14 protein-coding genes are annotated in these 21,544 nt (G+C 70.1%); 10 read left to right on the plus strand and 4 right to left on the minus strand.

Translation table 11 applies throughout. From position 1 onward, the window contains the following. Positions 1-6: 6 nt before the first annotated feature. From G7043_RS38355 to G7043_RS50155, 4 genes are read right to left on the minus strand one after another with little or no spacing between them, the layout of a single operon-like run. Positions 7-1,992, minus strand: a complete 1,986-nt coding sequence (locus tag G7043_RS38355; protein ID WP_166053614.1) for a carbamoyltransferase family protein — start codon at positions 1,990-1,992, stop codon at positions 7-9. 18 nt (positions 1,993-2,010) lie between these two features. Then, on the minus strand, positions 2,011-2,802 hold the full coding sequence (locus tag G7043_RS38360; protein WP_166053615.1) for an SDR family oxidoreductase: 792 nt from the start codon (positions 2,800-2,802) through the stop codon (positions 2,011-2,013). Further along, positions 2,799-4,628: an ABC transporter ATP-binding protein gene (locus G7043_RS38365; RefSeq protein ID WP_166053616.1), complete on the minus strand. Its 1,830-nt coding sequence runs from the start codon at positions 4,626-4,628 to the stop codon at positions 2,799-2,801. Before G7043_RS38365 ends, G7043_RS38360 begins: the two co-directional genes overlap by 4 nt. Then, a complete protein-coding gene (locus G7043_RS50155; protein ID WP_166053617.1) occupies positions 4,625-6,520 on the minus strand; it encodes an ABC transporter ATP-binding protein in 1,896 nt (631 codons plus the stop codon). Before G7043_RS50155 ends, G7043_RS38365 begins: the two co-directional genes overlap by 4 nt. Positions 6,521-7,232: 712 nt before the next feature. On the opposite strand from G7043_RS50155, the gene G7043_RS50160 reads away from it, so the two are divergent. The 10 genes from G7043_RS50160 (at position 7,233) to G7043_RS38420 (ending at position 21,525) form a co-directional block, all read left to right on the plus strand. Then, positions 7,233-8,207, plus strand: a complete 975-nt coding sequence (locus tag G7043_RS50160) for a cytochrome P450 (RefSeq protein ID WP_313888280.1) — start codon at positions 7,233-7,235, stop codon at positions 8,205-8,207. Positions 8,208-8,233: 26 nt separating this feature from the next. Further along, complete coding sequence (fabG, locus tag G7043_RS38380) at positions 8,234-8,938, plus strand: 3-oxoacyl-ACP reductase FabG (protein WP_313888281.1); 705 nt, start codon at positions 8,234-8,236, stop codon at positions 8,936-8,938. A 45-nt stretch (positions 8,939-8,983) separates the two neighbouring features. Beyond that, positions 8,984-9,244 (plus strand): acyl carrier protein, encoded by a 261-nt coding sequence (locus G7043_RS38385; RefSeq protein WP_166053619.1) that lies wholly within the window; start codon positions 8,984-8,986, stop codon positions 9,242-9,244. 45 nt (positions 9,245-9,289) lie between these two features. Continuing rightward, complete coding sequence (locus G7043_RS38390) at positions 9,290-11,062, plus strand: fatty acyl-AMP ligase (protein WP_166053620.1); 1,773 nt, start codon at positions 9,290-9,292, stop codon at positions 11,060-11,062. Continuing rightward, entirely contained in the window at positions 11,059-12,762 is a 1,704-nt protein-coding gene (locus G7043_RS38395; protein WP_166053621.1) for an acyl-CoA dehydrogenase family protein, read from the plus strand. Before G7043_RS38390 ends, G7043_RS38395 begins: the two co-directional genes overlap by 4 nt. Then, complete coding sequence (locus tag G7043_RS38400; RefSeq protein WP_166053622.1) at positions 12,759-14,471, plus strand: acyl-CoA dehydrogenase; 1,713 nt, start codon at positions 12,759-12,761, stop codon at positions 14,469-14,471. Before G7043_RS38395 ends, G7043_RS38400 begins: the two co-directional genes overlap by 4 nt. 27 nt (positions 14,472-14,498) lie before the next feature. Then, on the plus strand, positions 14,499-15,689 hold the full coding sequence (locus G7043_RS38405; protein WP_166053623.1) for a cytochrome P450: 1,191 nt from the start codon (positions 14,499-14,501) through the stop codon (positions 15,687-15,689). Next, positions 15,686-16,753 (plus strand): LLM class F420-dependent oxidoreductase, encoded by a 1,068-nt coding sequence (locus tag G7043_RS38410; RefSeq protein ID WP_166053624.1) that lies wholly within the window; start codon positions 15,686-15,688, stop codon positions 16,751-16,753. The genes G7043_RS38405 and G7043_RS38410 overlap by 4 nt, the downstream gene beginning before the upstream one ends. Then, positions 16,753-18,111: a hypothetical protein gene (locus tag G7043_RS38415; RefSeq protein WP_166053625.1), complete on the plus strand. Its 1,359-nt coding sequence runs from the start codon at positions 16,753-16,755 to the stop codon at positions 18,109-18,111. The genes G7043_RS38410 and G7043_RS38415 overlap by 1 nt, the downstream gene beginning before the upstream one ends. A gap of 93 nt (positions 18,112-18,204) precedes the next feature. Next, the gene (locus G7043_RS38420; protein ID WP_166053626.1) at positions 18,205-21,525 is read left to right on the plus strand and encodes a CHAT domain-containing protein; all 3,321 of its coding nucleotides are present in this window, start codon (positions 18,205-18,207) and stop codon (positions 21,523-21,525) included. Positions 21,526-21,544 lie beyond the last annotated feature (19 nt).

A 21,544-nucleotide genomic window follows, 5' to 3' on the forward strand; every position in this document is an offset into this window, starting at 1 on the left:
CAGAACTCAAACCGGACGCAGCGTGAAGAATCGCTGCTGCCACAGGTCGTGCAGTTCGCGCCGGACCTCGTCGCCGAGGCCGGCTGAGCCGGCGAGAGATTTCACGGACCGTTCTCCGTCCGCACCCTCGAGAAGTTCGAAGAGCTCGGCGGAGATCTCCGTCGTCGCGCCTTTCGGGTGATCCAGCACCAGCTCGTGGCAGAGCTGACGGCTGCCGGTGGACGTGTGCCTGATCCGCTTGACGAGCCGGGTGGCCGGGCGCAGCCGAGGGGCCAGACCGTCGAGAGCGAGGGAGGCACCCTCGCGTCGGCGCACCACGAAGTCGTCGATGACGAGGAAGTCGAGGCCGGTGGTGAGGAAGCAGGTGAGAGCGTCCTGTGTGGTCTGCACGATCGGCTCGACGTTGTTGTTGAACGAGGTGTTGAGCAGCACCGGTGTGCCGGTCAACTCGCCGAACCTGCGCACGAGGTCGTGGAATCGCTGGTTGGAATCCGGAGCCACGATCTGCAGGCGCGCACTGCCGTCCACGTGGGTGACGGCCCCCAGCTCGTCTCGCCGGTCCTCGCGCACCTTGACCACGAACGACATGAAGTCGTAGTTCGCGCGGGTGACCGGCAGGTCGAAATAGGTGCCGGCGGCTTCCGGCGTGACGACTGGCGCGAACGGCCGGTAGGCCTCGCGCTTCTTGATCATCGCGTTGATCCGCCGTTTGTTCTCACCGGGCCGCGCGTCGGCGAGGATGCTGCGGTTGCCGAGCGCCCGTGGCCCGTATTCGGACCGGCCCTGGGCCCACCCGAGAGCGGCGCCTTCGGCCAGCAGTCGGGCGGCCGCGTCGACGACGTCCGCCGGTCGTTCGAACTCGACGAGGTCACTCCAGGAGGAGAGCTCCTTTTCGATCTCCGCCGTGGTGCCGAGGGCGGGACCCACGCTCGCACTGCGCAGGCGCGGCTGTCCGAAAGGGGATTCGCCGAGTTGGAGAGCGGTCGCCAGGGCGGCACCCTCGGCGGCTCCGGCGTCGTGCGAGACGGGGTGGATGAACACCTCGCGGAACTTCCCCGAGTCGAGCACGCGTCCGTTGAGCGTGCTGTTGTGCGCCACGCCGCCCACGAAGCAGAGGTCCCGCAGCCCGGTCCGGTCGGCCCAGTGACCGAGGACGTGCAGGGCGATCTTCTCCAGGGTCTCCTGCAGCGCCGCGGCGAAGTCCATGTGCGCCTGTGTGAACTCCTGCCCCTTGCGACGAGGGCGGAAGCCGGGCACGGCGAACTCCCGCAGGAAGAAGTCGCCGTTGTCCCTCAGTTCGTACATGGAGCTGAACTTCTCGCGGTAGGTCTCCGGGTTTCCGTAAGGTGCGAGTCCCATGACCTTGTACTCGTCGCCGAGCCCGTACCCGAGGAGCCGGGTGTTGGCGAGGTAGAGCGCGCCGAGCGACTTCCCGAGACCGTAGGTGGCGAGCCTTTCCAGGTGTCCGTCCTTGCCGTGGTAGACGGTGGTCGAGTGCTTCTCGCCGCGCCCGTCCATGACCACCACCAGCGCTTCCCGCATCCCCGAACGGAGGTAGGCGGACATGCCGTGCGCGAGGTGGTGCTGGACGAAGAACAGCCGGTCGGCCGGCATCTCCCGGCCCAGGGCCTCGGACAGGCGGGCCAGGACGAGTTCGCGAGCACTGCGCAGCGGGAGGTGGGGACGGCTCACGTAGGTCTCGTCGAGCCATTCGTCCAGCATGCTCTCGCCGAAGAAGTGTCCGACGGCGGTGATCTCGGCCGGAGAGACTCCCGCGGTGTCGAGACACGCGCGTATCGCGTTGACGGGGAACTTCGTCGTCTGCTTGATCCGGTTGAGTCTTTCCTCTTCCACCGCCGCCAGCAGTTCGCCGTCCTTGATCAGACAGGCGGCCGCGTCGTGGAAGGCGCCCTGGGTGAGCACACCCTCCACGTTCGGTGTCAGGTCCGCGTCCTCGTCCGAGAAATGTCCGCTCAGACCAAGAATGAGCATGTTTCGCGGGTCTCCGTCCTATCGCTTTTTCTCGATCTTGCGTTGCAGCGCGTTCATCCCGGCGATCCAGCGGCCGGTGTCCGCGGCTCTGGCCCGGTAGGCATCGGCGATCTCCGGGTGCGGCAGGACGAGGAACCGGTCGTCGGCAAGGGCTTCGACGACCACGTCGGCGGCCTCCTCCGGGCTGATGGCGGTCGGTTCCACCAGGGAACGCACGCCGGGCCCGGCCTCGGCGAGCATGCTGGTCCGCACTCCTTGCGGGCACAGCGCCTGCACGGTGATGCCGCGGTGCCGGTAGGTGATCGACAACCATTCGGCGAAGGCGAGCGCGCCGTGTTTGGTGACGGCGTAGGGGGCGGAGCCGAGCATCGTCAGCATTCCCGCCGCGGACGCCGTCGTGAGGAACCGGCCGCGGCCCCGCTCCAGCCAGGACGGCAGGAGCGCTTCGGCCGCCCGGACGTGCGCCATCACGTTGACGTCCCAGGCCCGCGTCCACGAGGCCGCGGCGGCTTCCGGGCCTCCCTCCGGTGCGATGCCGGCGTTGGCGCAGTACAGGTCGACGGCACCGAACTCCTCGATGGTCGCCGCGATAGTCCGCTGCACACCGGCTTCGCTCGCCGCGTCCGCGGTGATCGCGAGGCCGCCGATCTGCCAGGCCACCTCGGCCGCCGCGGCGCCGTCGACGTCGGTGACCACGACCACCGCTCCGGCGGCGGCGAACCGGCGCGCCATCGCCGCCCCGATGCCGCCACCGCCGCCGGTGACGATCACGCGCGCGCCTTGGAGGTCGAATCCGGTGTCCGCGGTCATGTGAGTGGGTTGCCTTTCCCCGTCGGCACCGCGTAGGCCGCGGCCTGGGTCGCGTAGAGCTCCGCATAACGGCCACCGGACTCGAGCAGGTCCGTGTGACTGCCCGACTCGACGATCGCGCCGTCCGCGATGACGATCACGTGGTCGGCCATGCTGACCGTCGAGAACCGGTGCGACACCAGAACTGTGACCGCGCCGGTGCGAGCGGCCGCCTCGCGGGCGTGCCGCGCGAAGTTCTCGAACAGATCGTGTTCGGCCTGAGGGTCGAGTGCCGCCGTCGGTTCGTCGAGCACCAGCAGGAGCGGTGAGGTGCGCATCATTCCGCGCGCGAGAGCGATTCGCTGCCATTGCCCGCCCGACAGGTCGACGCCGCCGAAGATCGTGCCGAGCTGGGTGTCGAGGCCGTCGGGCAGTGCGCCGACCAGTTTCGACGCGCCCGCGGAGTCCACCGCGCGGACGATGGCGTGCGTGTTGTCGAGCGCTGCCAGGTCGCCGACGCCGACGGACTCGCGTACGGGCAGTTGCAGGCGGGCGAAGTCCTGGAACACACCGCACGACGACGAGGCCCACGATCGTGCACCGAGTTCGCTCAACGGCTTGCCGTCGACCAGGATCCGCCCGGAGGTGGGCTGGTACAGGCCGGTCAGCAGTTTGACGAGGGTCGACTTGCCCGCGCCGTTGATGCCGACCAGGCCCACGACCGAACCGGCGGGCAGGTGCGCGCTGATCGAACGCAACACCGATGCGCCGTCCTCGCTGTAGCGAAAGCCGACTCCGTCCAGGGTGATGCCGTCGGTGAGCCGCTCGGGCGCGGGCGTCGGGCTGTCGTCGAACGCGGCCGCGTAGTCGCGGAGCCAGTGGTAGTGGCCCACGACGTGACCGGCCTCCGCGGCCCTGTTGTAGTTGTCGCGCAACGCCCACAGCTGCATGCGCAGCTGGGCGGCCAGGGAGGCGACGAGCACCAGCGCGCCCATCCCGATCTGTCCGGCGATCACCTCGGCGGCGACCAGCGCCAGCCCGCCGCCCAGGCCGACCAGGTAGCAGAGCCAGCCCGCCGCGTCCAGGAGCGTGCCGCGGATCAGCGGCACGCGTTGGGCGCCGGTGATCTCAGCCCACAGCCGGTCGGCCCGAGTGGACAGTTCGGGCCCGGAACCGCTGATCCAGATCTCCTTGGCGGCGTCCACGTCGAGACACAGACCGTGGAGGTTCGCTTCGAGCCGGGTCGCCTCCGCGCACTCGTCGTTGACCCGCCGCAGCGCCGACTGCCCGCGGCCGGCGAGCACGAGCAACGGCAGTGTGGTCAGCCCGAGCACCAGCAGTGCCGGGTGCACGAGCACGAGCAGCCAGACGCTCAGACCGACCATCAGCGCGGCGGCACCGGTCTCCGCGATCGACCAGCCGTAGGAGGCCAACGCCCCGCTGCCCTTGGCAACGAGGTAGACCCGGTCCAAATAGGATGAACGTTCCAGATGCTTGATCGTGGGGACGCGCGCGACGTGACCGAAGACCTCCTCGGACAGGTCGACCTCCACCTTCTGCACGAGGTTCACGCGCAGATGCGCCGCGACCCTGGTCGCGATGGTCGAGGCCACATGGGCGAACGCGACCACGACCACCGGAAGGATCAGCCAGGTGAGGCTCTGATCGTGGGCGTGTTCCTGCAACCCGTCGATCAGCCACCGCTGGCTCTGCGCCACACCCACACTGCCGAACGCCACCACGAGGAACACGGCGGCGGTGACCAGCGAACCCGCACGACTGACCCGCCACGACAACCCGGCCAGATGCCGCAGCACCGCGAGGTGCGTCAATCCCCGGCGAATCATGCCTCCGCCTCCGCGAATCGCGCTGCCTGCAAGCGGAACAGCGCGGCATAGCCGCCGTCCGCGGCCATCAGCTGTTCGTGGGTACCGGACTCGGCGATCCGGCCGCCGTCGAGCACGACGATCCGGTCCGCGCCGCGGACGTTGGAGAGCCGGTGGGAGATCAGCACGATCGACGCCCCGCGGGCGCCGGCGGCCACCCGTTCGTTGAACTCCTGCTCGGCCTCGACGTCCAGGTGAGCGGTCGGTTCGTCGAGCACCAGCAGCTCACGTCCGTGCGCCGCCGCGAACAACGTGCGCGCGATCGCGAGCTTCTGCCACTGCCCGCCGGACAGGTCGACGCCGTGCTCGCCGCCGCGCCACAGCCTGGTCCCGGTCCCGTCCGGCAACCCGGCGACGACCTGGCGGGCGCCGGCCGCCTCGATCGCGGCGTCGACACCGGTGACGTCGCCGACGTGCTCCGGCGCGGAGAAGGCGACGTTGTCGGCGACGGTCGTCCCGTACCGGATGAAGTCCTGGAACAGCGCGGTCATCCGCGTCCGCCACCAAGGCAGGTCGATCTCGCGCAGATCGACACCGTCGACGAGGACGCGCCCCGAGTCCGGGTGGTAGAGCCCTGCCAGCAGCTTCATCAGCGTGGTCTTGCCCGCGCCGTTGACGCCGACGACGGCCAGCGTTTCGCCGGGCAGGATCTCCAGCGTGAGCCCGTCGAGCACCGGGCGATCGGTTCCCCGATAGGTGAAGCTGACGTTCTCGAACCGCACGTGCGGCGGCCGGCCGGTCGCCGAACGACGCGCGGCACCAGGTGCCGGCGGCTCGTGCCGGGAGAGGACCCGGTCAAGAGCGCGCACGGTCGTCACACCGTATTCGATGTCGAACGCCTCCTGGCCCAGGGTGGCGAGGCTCATCACCGCGAAGGCCGCGACGAGGCAGCGCGCCACCGTCGCGGGGCTCTCGCCGGACGCGCCGAGCACGACCAGCGTCACGGCGGCGCTGCCGGCCGCGATGGCGAACGTCAGACCCTGGCGCTTCAGCACCGAGGAACGGGCGTTCCAACCCGGCCGGCGGGCCGCGACGTGCGCGCTCCGGAACCGGTCGAGCAGCCAGTCCGCCAGCCCGAACAGCCGAACCTCCTTGGCCGGACCCGCCTCGGTGAGCAGGCCCGCGAAGTACTGCGCCTTGCGGTGCTCGCCCATCCGGGCATCGTCCAAGGCCACCAACCACGTCCACTGCCGGCGAGTGAGCATCCGTGCCAACAGTGAGAGCACGAGCAAACCGAGTGCCAGCAACGGGAAGTGCACGGCGACGACCGCGGCCGCGGCCAGGGCGGAGACCACTCGGAACACCAGCGTCAGCTGGCCGACCGCCGCGTTGCCGGGAGTCCGCGTGCGCCAGCCGATCCCGAGATCGCAGGCGCGCTCGACGTCGTCCCGGAACTCCGGGTCGTCGAGATGCCCGATTCCCTTCGGTGCCAACGCGATCCGGCGCACCAGCGAGCGCACGGCGCCGTCCACGCGCCGCGCCGCGACCGCGGCCGGCAGCACCTGCACGACCTGAGCCAGACGGTCGGCCAGAACGATGCCCAGCACGACCGCGAGCGGCCAGAGCACGTCGGCGAACCGGTGGGCGGACGCGACCGCTCCGACCAGCCAGCCGATCGACAGCGCGCTCAGCGTGACCGTGGCGACGCCGATCACCTGCGCGCCGACCAGCACCGCGACCGGCGCGCGCCCGGCATACCGGAACAACCGGAGCAACTCGACCCGTTCGGCGGCCGTCTCGCGCAACACGGAAAGGCGAAACGCACCCAGTGCGAAGCGCGGATCTGCCGGGCCGCGCATCGCCGCCGTGTGTTCGTTCGCGACGGCAGTTTCTGCCCGAGTGGCGGTGTCCACCGGCACCCCTTCATGACCCCGCGGACGGGGCGCGTCATTGGCTCCACATCACGATCACCCTCAGTATCACGATCGACAATCGGCCAGGCAAGCGCTTTCCAGTTAGTCGGCGAGTCTGACCGGATCAGTTGAACAGGGCACTTTGTTATCCGTTGTATTCGCGAGGGATGCTTCGTCGAAGCGTTTCGCCTGGTCAGCGCGGGAATGTGGCGCGGCGTCATGTCGTCCAAGTGATCTGAATTCACCTCGCGGTAACGCGAGAAATTCGGAGAAGGTGAGCGATGAGGGGCGATCGATCTTGACAGCGTTCAAAGCACCTGGTTACGGTCGGACATCGTGTGGTTACGTTCAGACACGACGCGTCGTGGACCAAGTGCGCAGTGCAGCGCCGCTTGAATGGTCCTGAACTGCGAAAACTCATGGGGGGAGCCATGTGGACGCTGTCGCGCCGCAGTGCCCGTTCACTGCTGACGTCACGTCACTCGTCGATCCCGGCCTCTACGGCCGAGGTGCACCACACGCCCTCTGGGCGGAGATGCGCCGCAGTTCGCCGGTAACTCGGCACACACTTCCGGACGGCCGCGAATTCTGGTCGGTCACGTCGTTTCGGGACGCCTCCGAAGTTCTTCAGAATGCCACGGTCTTTTCCTCGCAGCGAGGAACGCTGCTGGATCAGCTCGGCCGCGGCGATCCGGCCGGTGGAATTCAACTCGTGGTCACCGATCCGCCCCGGCACACCAGCCTGCGAATGCCGTTGCAGCAGGCGCTCGCGGCAAAACCGGTGACCGGAATGCGCGAACGATTCCGCGAGGTCGTCATTGACGCGCTCGCGCCGCTGGCCGATGGCGGGGGTTATGACCTGGCCGCACACATGCGACGACTGGCGATGGGGGTCATGGGCACCCTCATGGACCTGCCGGCCGGGGACTGGGCACGCCTCACCGAACTCAGCGTGGCTTCGATCGCGCCGGAGGACCCGTTGTTCGGACGGCAGGGCGCGGGCGAATCCTCGCTGGGGGACACCCACCGCGAGCTCCTGGTCTTCTTCCACGACGTCGTGCGCCACCGGCGAGCGCACCTCGGTGACGATCTCGTCAGCCTGCTCGTCGAGACCGAATGGGACGGTCGTCGGCTGAACCAGCGCGAGGTGGTCTCGAACTGCTACAGCCTGCTGCTCGGCGGGAACGTGACGATCTCCCAGGTGCCGACGACCACCCTGGCCGACCTCATGGGAACGTCCACACTGGACAGGTGGTCGGCTGACCCGGCCTTGCTGGGCAGCGGGGTCGAGGAGGCACTGCGCTGGGCCACCCCCAACACGCACTTCCTGCGCTATGCCGTGCAGGACACGGAGTTGCGGGGACAGCGGATCACCGCCGGCGATGCCGTGGTGGTCTGGCTGGCTTCCGCCAACCGGGACGAGGACGCCTTTCCCGACCCGTTCACCTTCGACGTCCGGCGCCGGCCGAACAGGCACCTGGCCTTCGGCCTCGGACCGCACTACTGCGTGGGGAACGCGGTCGTCCGGGACGTCCTGAAGCTGTTCTTCGCAGAGTTGTTCAGCCGGTTCACCGACCTGGAACAGGTCGGGCCCGGGGTGCGGCTGCACTCCCACACGATCTCCGGCTGGGCATCGCTGCCGATCACCGCCGAGCCACGCGTGCCGCACCGGCCGGCCGCCTGCTGATGACGCTGACGACAGGAGAACGAAACGTGGGGCGCTCCGCACTGGTCACGGGAGGCAATCGAGGGATCGGCCTGGCGATCGCGCGGCGGCTCGCCGCCGGGGGCGACAGCGTCACGGTCACCTCGCGGTCGGGCGAACCGGTCGAGGGTGTGTCCGTGGTGCCGTGCGACGTGCGGGACGTGGCCTCCGTCGAGGCCGCCTTCGCGTCCGTGGAAAAGGACCAGGGACCGGTCGAGGTGCTGGTCGCCAACGCCGGGATCACGTCGGACCGGATGTTCGCCGCGCTGAAGGACGAGGTGTTCACGGACGTGGTGGACACGAACCTGACCGGCGCCTACCGGGTCGCGAAGCGGGCCGTGCGCGGCATGATGCGGGCCCGCCAGGGTCGGATGATCTTCATCTCCTCCGTCGTGGGGCTGTACGGGTGGCCCGGGCAGGCGAACTACGCGGCCTCGAAGGCGGGGCTCGTCGGGCTCGCCAGGTCACTCGCGCGTGAGCTCGGCCCGCTGGGGATCACCGCCAACGTGGTGGCCCCCGGACTGGTCGACACCGACATGGCCGCGGTGCTCTCGCAAGAGCGCGAGGCCGCGATCCTCGGGACGGTGCCGCTCGGCAGGAAAGCGGACGCGGACGAGGTCGCCGCGGTGGTGGCCTTCCTCGCCGGGCCGGACGCGGCCTACCTCACCGGCGCCGTGATCCCTGTCGACGGCGGACTCGGAATGGGTCACTGATCACCGGTCTGTCCCCCTGCACACGAACCAACTTGGGAGATGCACATGACGTCGGCCGCATTCGACGAGGCTGAGTTCCGCACCTGGCTCATCGACCGCATCGCGACGGTCCTGAAACGAGATCCGTCCGCCATCGACGCGGACACCCCGCTGGTCGACTACGGCGTCGACTCGCTCTACGCGCTGGCCATCGTGGACGACATCGAGAACCACCTCGGTGTCGCCGTCGAGGCCACGATGATGTGGGACTACCCGTCCGTGGCAGCACTGGCGTCAGCGCTCGCCGACCAGCTCACCGCCCACTGATCCGCCGACGGCCACGCCGTGCTTCAGCCGAAGGGCGCCTCACCGATGAACCCACGGGTCGGCTCGGTCCGACACCTCGCCGACGTGGTCCACGAGCACGCGGCGACCACGCCGACGGGCCTTGCCATCGCGCACGTGACCGACGCGACCGCGGACGGCTCGGTGCACGAACTCACCTACCAGGAACTGGATCTGGCGGCACGCAGGGTCGCCGGCGTGCTGGCGCTCGCGTGCCGGCCCGGCGACCGGGCCCTGTTGCTGTACCCCGACGGTGCCGACTTCGCCGCGGCGTTCCTCGGATGTCTCTACGCGGGCGTCGTCGCGGTGCCGTCACCGTTGCCCGGCAGTTACCGGCACCAGCAACGGCGGGTCGCGGCGATCGCCGCCGACGCCGAGCCCGCCGCGGTGCTGACCGCCGAGGCGACTCGGGCCGAGGTGTCGACCTTCATGGACGCGGCCGGACTCCAACAGACCGCGTTCGTCGTCACCTCGGCACTCGACGCTCCGCCGGTGGACGACCCGATCCCCACCGGGCCGGATTCCCTGGCCCTGCTGCAGTACACGTCGGGCTCCACCGGCACGCCCAAGGGGGTGATGCTGACCCAGGCCAACATCGCCGAGAACGCGGCGATGCTCGTGTCCAACTTCCGGATGAGCGCCACCACCAAGTTCGGCGCCTGGATACCCCACTACCACGACATGGGGCTGATGGGCCTGATCCTCCCGGCGTGGTACGTCGGGAGCTCCGCGACGATCATGAGTCCGACCGCGTTCCTGAGGCGCCCCGTCCGCTGGCTGGAGGTCGTGGACGAACACGACCTCGACTGGTCCGCGGCGCCCAACTTCGCCTACGACCTCTGCGCCCGCATGGTCACCGACGACCAACTCGACGGGCTGGACCTCTCGCGATGGCGTTACGCGGCGAACGGCTCGGAGCGGGTTCAGGCCGGCACCCTCGACGCGTTCGCCGAGCGGTTCGCCCCGGCCGGTTTCCGCCGGGAGGCGCTCAATCCCTGCTACGGCCTGGCCGAGGCCACGGTCTTCGTCTCAGGAACGGGATGCCGCCCGCCGGTGATCCGCCGGGTCGACGAAGCGGCTCTGGGCGCCGGGACCATGACCCCGGCGAACGTCCCCGTCCCGACCCCGGCCACCCGTGACCTGGTCAGCTGCGGGATCGTCCGGGACCTCGACGCCCTGGTCGTCGATCCCGAGGACGGCACCGTGCTGCCGCGGGGACGAGTCGGTGAACTGTGGCTGCGCGGGTCGAGCGTCGGTGCCGGCTACTGGCGCAACCCCGAGGAGACGGAGCGGGTCTTCAACGGGACCACGGCCGACGGCCGCTCCGGATACCTGCGCACGGGCGACCTCGCGGTGATCGACCACGACGACGAGCTCTACGTCACCGGCCGCATCAAGGAACTGATCATCGTCCGCGGACGCAACATCTACCCGCAGGACATCGAGCACACCATCCGCGAGGAAATACCCGATTTCCGCGGGCTTTTCGGCGCGGCGTTCGGGGTGAGCAGCCACGCGGGCGACGAGATGATCGCGGTGGTGCACGAGGTCAGGCCGGGGCTGAAGGAGGAGCAGCTCGCCCAGATCGGCGGTGCCGTCAAACTGACGGTCGCCCGCGAGATCGGCGTCCTCGCCGCGGCCGTCCAACTCGTTCGCCGAGGCTCGGTGGAGCGCACCACCAGTGGAAAGGTCCAGCGGCTGGCCATCCGCGACGCCTTTCTGCGCGGTCAGCACAAGGCGCTGTGGTCCGCCGTCGATCCCGAGGTCGCGCTGACCGACGAAGACAGGCGCGGATCATGACCTGGACGCCGAGCGCCCGGCTCGGGCGGATCGAGGCGGCGATCGAGGAGGCGTCCCGTCCGGGCGGAGCGTTGTGCCCGGACACGCTGCTGTCACTGGACGAAAAGGAGGTGTTTCCCTCCGCCGCCGCGGCGTTCCTCGACGAGCTGGAGATCCATCGCCTCTACGTCGACCGCCGCAACGGAGGCGAGCTCGACCACCTCTTCGACCTCACGAGCCTCGTGCGGTTGCTCGCCCGGCGGGACCTCACCCTGGCCGTCGGCCATCCGAAGACGTTTCTCGGGGCCGCCTCGGTCTGGCTCGGTGGCGACAGCGGGCAGCGGCGCCGGTTGGCCGAACGGATCAACCGTCGCGCGATCGTCTCGTGGGGCCTGACCGAACGCGCGCACGGCGCCGACCTGCTTTCCGGCGAGCTCACGGCGACACCGACCGATCAGGGCTGGGCGCTCACCGGCGAGAAGTGGTTGATCAACAACGCGACCCGCGGAGATCTGGTCAGTGTGCTCGCGCGGACGCGCCCGGAGGGCGGACCTCGGGGCTTCAGCGTGATTCTGTTCGACAAGGAGCGCGCTGATCCGCACAGCTGGACCTCGACGCCGAAGCTGCCGACGCACGGCATCCGGGGCGCGGACATCAGCGGCATCGCGTTCCACGAGACCGCTGTCGACGCCGAGGCCGTGATCGGACCGCTCGGTTCTGGCGTCGAAACCACGCTGAAGGCGCTGCAGCTGACCCGCACGATGTGCTGCGGCTTGTCGTTGGGCGCGCTCGACCACGCGTTGGCGCTCGGCCGGCGGTTCCTGCGCGAGCGGCGGCTGTACGGCAGGACGCTCGCGGACCTGCCGAATCTTCAGCGGGAACTCGGGCGAAGCATCGCGGCACTGCACACGGCGGAGGCTGTCAGCCTCGCCGCGGCCAGCACCGCGGGCAACGCCCCGGACGAGCTGTCGCTGATCTCCGCGGTGGCCAAGGCACTGGTGCCGGAGATGTGCCAGGAAGCGATCTCCAGGATCGGGGAACTGCTCGGGCTCAGGGGCTTTCTGACCGCGAACGAGCCGTACCGGGCCTTTCAGAAGCTCGACCGCGATCACCGCATCGTCAGCATCTTCGACGGAAGCACAGCGGTGTGCCGGAACCTGACAGTCGAGCACTTCCCCGTCCTGACCAGGGCGAGGCTGACGCCGGACGGCCGCTCGGGCCTGTTCGGCACACCGTCCCAGCCGTGGGATCCGAGCCGGCTGCGGCTGCTCGCACGCTCCTGCTGGCTGGTGCCGGCGATGGCGGCGGACTGCGACGTCCTCGCCGCACAGGCAGCCGCGGGGGAAGTGCCGGCGGCTGCCGCGAAGCTCGCGGCCGCGGCTCTGCGCAGCCTGCGACGAGTGCTGGGGGAGATGGCCGACATCGATCGAGGACCACGACAGGTTCCTCAGGAAGCCTTCGACATCGCACGAGACTTCGAGCTGTGCACGGCCGCGGCGGCCGTCTGTCGCCTGTGGACAGAAGGGGCAGCGACGAGCAAGGACCTGAGGCTGTGGCAGGACGGCCTGTGGCTGACCGCGGCGCTCACGTTGATCGTCGAACGGCTCCCGTCGCGGGACACGGGCGAGCGGCGCGATGTTTTCGGCGTGCTCGGCCGGCTCGCGCTCCAGGACGGTGGCCACGAGGCACTGTCGATCTTCCCTCGCGGAGAGGTGCGATGACGCCGCCACCACGGGCCGATCGGCAGCACGAGCTCGAACAGCTGCTCGGCGATCCCTTCGACGCCACAAACCCGTTGGGGTTCACGAACATCCTGGCCGCCGACGAGGCGGGGTCCATGTTCGCCGCCGGGGAGCAGGCACTGACCCGGTGGGGGCTGAACCTGGAGTTCGTCCCGACCGAACTCGGTGGACGGCTCAGCCGGCTGGACGACCTGGTCGAGATCATGCGATCGGTCTACCGCCGCGACCCGTGCCTGGGTCTCGGCTACGGCGCGAGCTCCTTCATCGCCGGTGTCAACATCTGGGCGGCCGGCAGCGCCGAACAACGCCGGCGCGCGGCGGACCTGCTCGCCGCGGGCCGGCGCATCTCCGTGGCGTACCACGAGTTGGCTCACGGCAACGACATGGCGGAAACCGAATGCCGCGCCGACGTCGACGGCGGCGAACTTCGCCTCAACGGCCGGAAAGAAGTGGTGACGAACCTCGAACGCAGCGAAGCGTTCGTGCTGTTCGCACGCACCAGTGCCAAGGCGGGAGCCAGAAGCCACTCCCAGCTCTTCGTCGACAAGGCAGAACTGCACCCCGCTGGCTCGAGGTACCTGCCGCGGTTCCACACCGCCGGAATGCGCGGAGTCGAACTCGGCGGCATCGAGTTCGACGACTGCCGGGTGCCGGCCTCGACGCTGATGGGCACACCGGGAACAGGTCTGGAAAACGCCCTGCGGTCGTTTCAGGTGACCCGCACGACCCTGGTGGCCATGTTCAACGGTGTGCTCGACACCGGCATCCGCACGGCACTGCGGCACACGACGCGCCGCCGCCTCTACGGCGGTTCCGCGATCGACCTGCCCCACGTCCGCGCGGTGATCGCGGGAGCCCGCGCGGACCTGCTCGCGGCCGACTGCTTCGCCGCGGTGGCGGCACGGGCGCTGCACGTCGTCCCCGAAGAAGCCGCGATCTACGCCCAGGCCGTGAAGTTCTTCGTGCCGAAGATCCTCATCGACGCGATGAACGACCTCGCCGGAGTGCTCGGCGCGCACTTCTACCTGCGCGACGGAGAAGCGGCGATCTTCCAGAAGCTGCTGCGGGACATCCAGCCCGCGGGGTTCGGGCACGCCGCCCGTGCCGCCTGCCAGGTCTCGTTGTTCCCGCGGCTACCACTGCTGGCCCGCCGGAGCTGGTCCCAGCCGCGGACGTTGCCCGACAACGTCTTCGCGCCGGATGCCGAGCTGCCGCCGTTCGACTTCGCCGCCCTCGGCGTCGGCCTGACCGGACAGGAGAGCCTGGCGACCTCGCTCGCCCTGGGACTTGCGGAGGTCCGCAGCGACGGCGTCGTGAGCGGACTGGTCGAGAACGCGGAGTACTTCGTCGCCGAACTCGCTGCGCTCACCAGGCGGTGTGAGGGCCTCGACATCGCGGGTCTCGGCATTGCCGCCGACCCCGCGGTCTACGAGTTCGTCGAGCGTTATGCCCGCGTGCTGGTGGCGAGCGCGTGCTTCGAGACGTGGCGTCGCTCGCGGAACGCGAACAGCGCGTCGTTCACGGCGGACGCGCGCTGGCCCGCGGCGGTCCTGCACCGGTTGCGCGCCGCCGCCGAGGTCCGGCCGCGGAGTCTTCCCCCGGACCTGACCGGCTTTCTCGTGGAAGAGGCCATGTCCCGCCTGCGTTCTGGACGGGGTTTCGGACTCGCCGCGCCTTCCCATCTCTGATCGCCCGACCTGTTCACGAGGAGAAGAATGACGTCCGCGCCACTGGCGATGCGCCGCGACGTGACTCAGCCGCTGAACCCGGCGCCTGAGCTCCTGTCCGCTGATGCGGCGGGTGGCATCACGGAGATCTCCATGCCGATGACGACACCGGGTGGCGGTCGAACCTGGCTGGTCACGAACGCCGAAGAGATCCGTCGGGTGCTCGGCGATCCCGACACCTTCAGCAACGTGCTGAGGCTGCCGTCCGGCGGGCCGGGGGGAGACGCGTCACCCACCGGGCCCGGGTCGCTGCTGGGGCTCGATCCGCCAGAGCACACCCGGCTGCGGGGGCTCCTCACCTCCGAGTTCAGCGCCCGCCGCGTCGCCGGTCTGCGTCCCGCCGTCGAGCAGATCGCCCAGTCGGTGTTGAGTCGATTCCGCCACGACGACCGCGCCGATCTCGTCGCCCAGTTCGCCCAGCCCGTCCCGGCCATCGTGATCGCCGAACTGCTGGGCGTGCCGAGCACGGACCGCGACGAGTTCTGCCGCCGCAGCGGCATCGCCATCGACACCCGGCTCGCCCCGCTGGCACGGGCGCACAACCGCGCCGAAATGCAGTCCTACATGGGCGATCTGGTGAGCAGGCTGCGCCGGGAGCCCGGCACAGGGCTGCTCGGCGACCTGGTGCGCCGGCACGGTGAGGAGCTGACCGACGCCGAGCTCGTCGCGATGGGAAACCTGTTGCTCCTGGCAGGCCACGAGACGACCTCCAGCCTCATCGGGCAGAGCGTCCTCCTGCTGCTGGAGCGGCCGTCCGACCGGCAGGTCATGTTGCGCGACCAGGCGTCCACGGCGAAGGGCGTCGAGGATCTCCTGCGGTTCCTCACCGTGTTCCACTTCTCCTTGCCACGCACGGTGCGGCGCGACGTTGTCATCGCGGGGACCGCGGTCAGCTCCGGCGACCGCGTCCTCTGTTCCTTCCCGGTGGCGAATCGTGACCCGCACCGGTACCAGCCGGTGGAGTTCCTGCCCTCCCGCGCGCCGGCACCGCATCTCGCGTTCGGTCACGGCATCCACTACTGCCTCGGCGCACCGCTCGCGCGCCTGGAAATGCAGATCGTGCTGCCGGCGTTGTTCGCCACGTTTCCGGAGATCCGCCTCGACGCGCAGGACGGCGTCACCTTCCGGGACGGCTCGCTGACCTTCGGCGTGGAGACCCTGCCGGTGGCGCTTCGATGAAACTCGGACTGAACATCGGCTACCTGGGAGCCGGATACTCGTCCAACGGCCTCGACCTGGCGGTCGAGGCCGACCGTCTCGGGTACGACGTCTGCTGGGTCGCCGAGTCCCACGGGTCCGACGCGGCGACGATGCTGGCGTGGGTCGCCGCCCACACCGCCCGGATCGGCGTCGGCTCGTCGGTGTTCCAGGTTCCCGCCCGGTCACCGGCGATGACGGCGATGACCGCGGTCACCCTGGACACGTTGTCCCAAGGGCGTTTCCGTCTCGGACTCGGCGTGTCCGGCCCGCAGGTGTCGGAGGGGTGGCACGGCGTGCGCTGGGCGAAACCGCTGGGCCGGCTCCGCGAGTACGCCGAGATCACCCGCAAGGCGCTGCGACGTGAGCCGCTCACCCATGACGGTGCACATTGGACACTGCCGCTGCCGGGCGGCCCCGGCAAGCCGCTGATGCTGAGCCTGCGCCCGGTCCAGGAACGCATTCCCCTCTACCTGGCGGCCATCGGACCGGCGAGCCTGGAGCTGGTCGGCGAGATCGCCGACGGCTGGCTGGCGTCGTTCTTCTCCCCGGACTTCGCGCGAGAGCTGTTGACGCACGTCGAAACGGGAAGGCGACGAGCAGGCGCGGCCCTCCAGGACTTCGACGTCGTCGCCATGACGCCCATCGCCGTCGGTGACGACGTCAGAACGTGCGCCGACGCGGTTCGCTGGTACGCGGCGCTGTACCTCGGCGGCATGGGCAGCCAGGAACACAACTACTACAACCAGCTGGCCTGCCGGATGGGCTTCGCCGAGGAGGCCGCGGAGGTGCAGGAACGGTACCTGGCAAAGGATTTTTCCGGCGCGGCGGCCGCGGTGCCGTTCGACTTCCTGGACGCGACCTCCCTGCTCGGGCCGCAGCGGCGCATCGCCAGGAGGATGCGGGACTTCGCCGCGGCCGGCGTCTCGACGTTGGCGGTGTCGCCGTTCGGGAGAAGAGGACTTCTGGACGGACCGGCGGCGCTGAGAGTCGCCGCCGACGCGCTCGGCGTCGTGAACCCGGACCTACCGATCGAGGGGCGTTGATGACCACGGCGAACGCTGACGACGTTGTACTGGTGCCACGACCTTGCCTGGTTCCGTTCCGGGATTGCTCGCACCGCAAGGGAGCCATCGGCTGGGCCCAACAGGTGCGGTGGAAGGACCACCGGCTGGCCGGGATCAGGGGCTTCAGCGACGACCTGTGCTTCAGCACGACCGTCCCGGCAGGCACCGGGATCAACGACTTCCTGGCGGCGATCGCCCGGATGGTGAGCCGGCACGAGTCTCTGCGCACGCGGTTTCACGTCGTGGGCAACCGCGTCGTCGGCCAAGAGGTCGTCGGCAGTGGCGAGGTGGAGGTCGTCCGATACCACGTGCCACCCGGTCGCGCGCTGACTGACGAGCTTCTCCGGAACCGGACCGGCGAAACGCCGCTCGACATCCAGAACGGCCTTCCCTTCCGCGCGGGCTTCGCGGCCGCGGACGGAAAAGTGACGCACGTGGCGTTCTGCGTCGCCCGCATGATCGCGGACGCCGCCGGTTGCGAGAACGTGGTCACGTCGTTCAGGTCGGAGCTCTCGGCGATCACGCGTGGCGCCGCGGAGGGGCGGGGACGGCCCTTCCAACAGCTCGACCAGGTCGACTGGGAGATCTCCGAGGCCGGCCTTCGTGCCGAGCGCCAGGCACTGGACTACTGGCAGGAGCAAATGGCGGTCATCAACGCCCTGCCGCGACCGTCCTTCGCCGTGAGCGGGCCCGTGCGGACGATCACGGCGCCGGTCGGCTCACTTCTGGATGCCGCCGACGAAGTGGCCCGGACGTCCGGAACGAGCTCATCCGGGGTCCTGCTGACCGCCTTCCTGCTCGCCACCGCGCAGCTCTTCGAGGTGGACGCCTTCGGCTGCTACCTGCACTGCTCCAACCGGAGTGACCTGGCCCGCCAGGAATCGATCACCCGGCTCAAGAACATGACCATGTACACGTACTCGCGAGGCCCGTCGGACTTCCGGTCCGCGGTACGAGAGGTGTTCCGCGGCTCGCTCACGGCCTACCGGCACGCCCAGTCTCCCGGCGAGTTGTTCCTGCCCCGTCTGGGCGTCGACCCGGAACACGCGCCGTTCGTTCATTTCAACGACGTCCGCTCGGTCGTCGCCAGGGACGGCTGGACCGGACCGGCCCAGCGGGCGGACCCCGGCGTGGTGGCGGATCCGGACCAGCCCGCGATCACCGAGACCCCGGCGGAGCGGACGAACGTCCCCGCCACCCTCAACCTCGGGGTCGGGCCGATCATGGGCGCTTCGCCGAAACCGGTCCTGACCTTCGAGACGAACCTCCTGCGCCTGGACGGCATCTCGCTGCTGGTGGAGCGGATGGACCACATCCTCGCCGCGGCGCGAGCCTAGGGCGTTCTCAGCGCTGGGGCACCCGTCTGGGCGAACGTGACCGTGCGAACGGCCGCAAACCGATACGGTGATCGCCGGGGAGGACTGATCCGGGTGGTCTGGGGAGCACGGTTCGAGGAAGCGCTGCGGGTCGCGCAGGCCGCGCAGTCCGCCGAGACCCTGTCGGCGGCGGTGACGGCGGGGCGCAAAGCCGTGACGGAACCGGGTGGGACGCGGTACCGCTCGCCCCTCGCCGGTGCGTTGTACGACCGGTTCCTCCGCGGAGGCGCGGTCGCCGACCTGCACGAGGCGCGAGAGCTGGAACGGGCCGCGTTCGCCGACGACCCCGAGGACGCCGTCCAAGTGGGCGACTACGCCCTGCTGCTGCACATGCTGTTCCGGCAGACCGGCGACTCGGCCGCCCTGGCCGAGGCCGAGTCACTGGCCCGGCACGCGGTGGCGCTGCGTCCTGACCGCCCCACGGCTCATCGGATGCTCTCGCGGGTGCTGCGGGCGGTCTTCGACCACACCGGCGAGCGGTGGGCGCTCGAGGAGGCGGTGGCGCTGTCCCGTGCGGCCGTCGACCTGCCCGACGACCAGAACGATCCCGCGCACTACCAGTACTCCTACGCGCTGGCGCTGGCCGACTGGTACGACGCGGTGGGCGACCTGGACGCGCTGGACGCCGCGATCACCGAGGCCCGCAAGGCCGTCACGATGTCCCCGGCCGGCGCGGAGAGCACGATCGAACGCCAGGAACACCTCTGCGCGATGCTGGACGAGCGCTGGGAACGGACGGGGTCGGCGCGGGACAAGGCCGTGCTCGTCGAAGCCCACACGCTGGCGGCCAGGATCGCGCCGCCGGGTCACGAGGCCAGGGACCGGGCCGAGCAGAACCTGAGGGCGCTCAACGCGTCCAGGCCTGCGACGGCCATGCCGGACCAGGCGGAGCTGCTCGCGGCGGAGGCCGTGCGCCGCATTGCGCGGTACAAGCAGACCGGCGAGGTGGATCCGCTGGTGGAGGGCATCGCACTCGCCAGGGCCGCCGTGCAGTCCGGTACCCCGATCCGCGAACGCCGCGCGAGTCACCTGGACACGTTGGCCACGGCGTTGCTCGAACTCGCCTCGGCCAGGGGTAGCGACCTCACGGAATCTGTTGCGTTGCACGGGCAAGCGATCGATCTGGATCCGTGCGCGCGGCACCTCGCGAACGCGAGCAGCACGCTGCTCGTCGTGTTCGAGAGGAACGGTGAGCTCGCCGTCGTGAACAAGGCGATCGAGTTCGCCCGGGCAGCCGTCGACCGGTTGCCGAGCGCGGCCAACCTCGGACAGTTGGCGGTGTGTCTGAGCAAGAGGTACGACGCGACCGGTGAACTGGCCGTGCTGGAAGAGGCGGTGATCACCGTGCGGTCGGCGACCCGTCTGCCGGACGAGGGCGACGTCCTGCACCACGCCGGCAATCTCGCCTCACTGTTGTCTGCCTGGTACCACCGCACCGGCGATCCCGCCGCGCTGCGGGAGAGCATCGAGGTGCACCGCGAGGTGGTCGGCGGTGTGCCCGTCGGTCATCCGAAGCGGGCGCACCACCTCGGCAACCTCGGCGCGGTGCAGCACACGCTCTTCGACCGGCACGGCGACAAAGGCGCGCTCGACGCCGCTGTCGCCGCCCACCGCGCCGCTCTCGCTCTCACCCCGGCGAACCACCTGGACCGGGCCAGTCGCCTGACGAACCTGAGCGACGTGCTGCGGTCGCGAGGCGAGATCGACGAGGCCGTCGCGCTCGCTCGGCAGGCGGTCCACTACGACCGGCACTTCGGCCACACCCACGCGCTCGGCGTGCTCGGCGACGCGCTGCGGGCCCGCTACGCGCAGACCGGTGACCGTGCCGCGCTGGCCGAGGCGTTGGACGTGCTGCGCACAGCCGCCGGGTTCGCGGCCTCGCCGGTCGACGACCGCCTGCGCGCCGCCATCGTCTGGGGAGACCTGGCCGCCGACGCGGGACGGGCAGAGGAAGCCGCCGTTGCGTTCGCGACCGCGGTGGGGTTGTTGCCGCGCCTGGCTTCCCGGCGTCTCGGCCGCGGCGACGCCCAGTTCTGGCTGCGCCGCTTCACCGGTCTCGGCGCCAAAGCCGCCGCGTGCGCCCTCACCGCCGGCAGCCCGGCGGGGGCGGTGGTGGCGCTGGAGGTCGGTCGTGGCGTGCTCGCCGCGCAGGCACTCGACTCCCGCGCCGACCTGAGCGCGCTGCACGAGGACGCACCGGCGCTCGCCGCCCGGTTCGAGCAGGTGAGCGAGGCGATCGAGAGCGAGCGGGACGCGGACCGGATGGCATTGGCCGCGGCGTTCGAGGAGGTGCTGGCCGACATCCGCGCGCTTCCCGGCCACGAGGACTTCCTGCGCCGCCCGACGTTCGCCGAGCTGACCGAGGTGGCCGCCGCCGGGCCGATCGTGCTCGTCAACACGAGCCGGCACCGCAGCGACGCGCTGATCGTGACGCCGAGCGGGGCGCGAGCCGTTGCCCTGCCGGAACTTTCCGAAGAGGAGCTGCGCCGGCGGGTCACGGCGTTCCAGACAGGTCTCGCCGACCGCGACCGCCGAGTTCGCGACCAGACGGTGCTGGAAACCCTCGAGTGGCTGTGGCACTCCGTCGCCCGCCCGGTGCTCGACGAGCTGGCACCTCGGGCCGGCACGCTGCCCAGGGTCTGGTGGTCACCGGTCGGCCCGCTGGCGCTGCTCCCGCTGCACGCGGCCGGTGTCCACGGTGGACAGTGGGTCGGCGATCACGTCATCTCCTCCTACACGCCCACGATCCGCGCACTGCGGCACGCCCGGCGCGGTTCGTCGGGGGCGGATCCTCATCAGCTGGTCGTCTCGATGCCGGTCACTCCGGGAGCCGACGACCTGCCGCACGCCGGACTCGAGGCCGAGGTGGTGACCAGGATTCGACCCCGCACGGTCCTCCCCGGCCCGGCGGCCACCCGCACGGCGGTGCTGGAAGCCTTGGCGGACACGACATGGGCACATTTCGCCTGCCACGGCCACGCCGACCCGGCGAACCCGTCCCAGAGCCACCTCCTGCTCGCCGACGAACCGTTGCGCGTGCCGGACATCGCGCGCCTGCGGCTGGCCGACGCCGAGTTCGCCTTCCTCTCGGCCTGCGACACCGCGAGGACCGAGCCGACGCTCTCGGACGAGGCGATCCACCTCGCCGCCGCGTTCCAGACGGCGGGCTTCCGCCACGTCGTCGGCACGCTGTGGGCCGTCTACGACAAAACGGCGGCGACGGTGGCGGAGAAGGTCTACCTCCAGATCCTGGGCGAGGACGGCCCGGTCGCCGGCCGTTCCGCCGCGGCTCTGCACCGGGTGCAGTCGGCGCTGCGGAACAGGCTTCCGGACGAGCCGTCGCGGTGGGCGAGCTACCTGCACGCCGGTGCGTGAGGCAACGACGCTATGCTGC

The organism is Lentzea alba, assembly GCF_011067745.1.
GTDB classification, from domain to species: Bacteria; Actinomycetota; Actinomycetes; order Mycobacteriales; family Pseudonocardiaceae; genus Lentzea; species Lentzea alba.

Coding starts and splice junctions, on each gene's coding strand:
- G7043_RS38395 (WP_166053621.1), top strand. CDS start 11,059: ATGACCTGGACGCCGAGCGCCCGGCTCGGGCGGATCGAGGCGGCGATC.
- G7043_RS38365 (WP_166053616.1), bottom strand. CDS start 4,628: ATGATTCGCCGGGGATTGACGCACCTCGCGGTGCTGCGGCATCTGGCC.
- G7043_RS38360 (WP_166053615.1), bottom strand. CDS start 2,802: ATGACCGCGGACACCGGATTCGACCTCCAAGGCGCGCGCGTGATCGTC.
- G7043_RS38410 (WP_166053624.1), top strand. CDS start 15,686: ATGAAACTCGGACTGAACATCGGCTACCTGGGAGCCGGATACTCGTCC.
- G7043_RS38400 (WP_166053622.1), top strand. CDS start 12,759: ATGACGCCGCCACCACGGGCCGATCGGCAGCACGAGCTCGAACAGCTG.
- G7043_RS38385 (WP_166053619.1), top strand. CDS start 8,984: ATGACGTCGGCCGCATTCGACGAGGCTGAGTTCCGCACCTGGCTCATC.
- G7043_RS38390 (WP_166053620.1), top strand. CDS start 9,290: ATGAACCCACGGGTCGGCTCGGTCCGACACCTCGCCGACGTGGTCCAC.
- G7043_RS38355 (WP_166053614.1), bottom strand. CDS start 1,992: ATGCTCATTCTTGGTCTGAGCGGACATTTCTCGGACGAGGACGCGGAC.
- G7043_RS38415 (WP_166053625.1), top strand. CDS start 16,753: ATGACCACGGCGAACGCTGACGACGTTGTACTGGTGCCACGACCTTGC.
- G7043_RS38405 (WP_166053623.1), top strand. CDS start 14,499: ATGACGTCCGCGCCACTGGCGATGCGCCGCGACGTGACTCAGCCGCTG.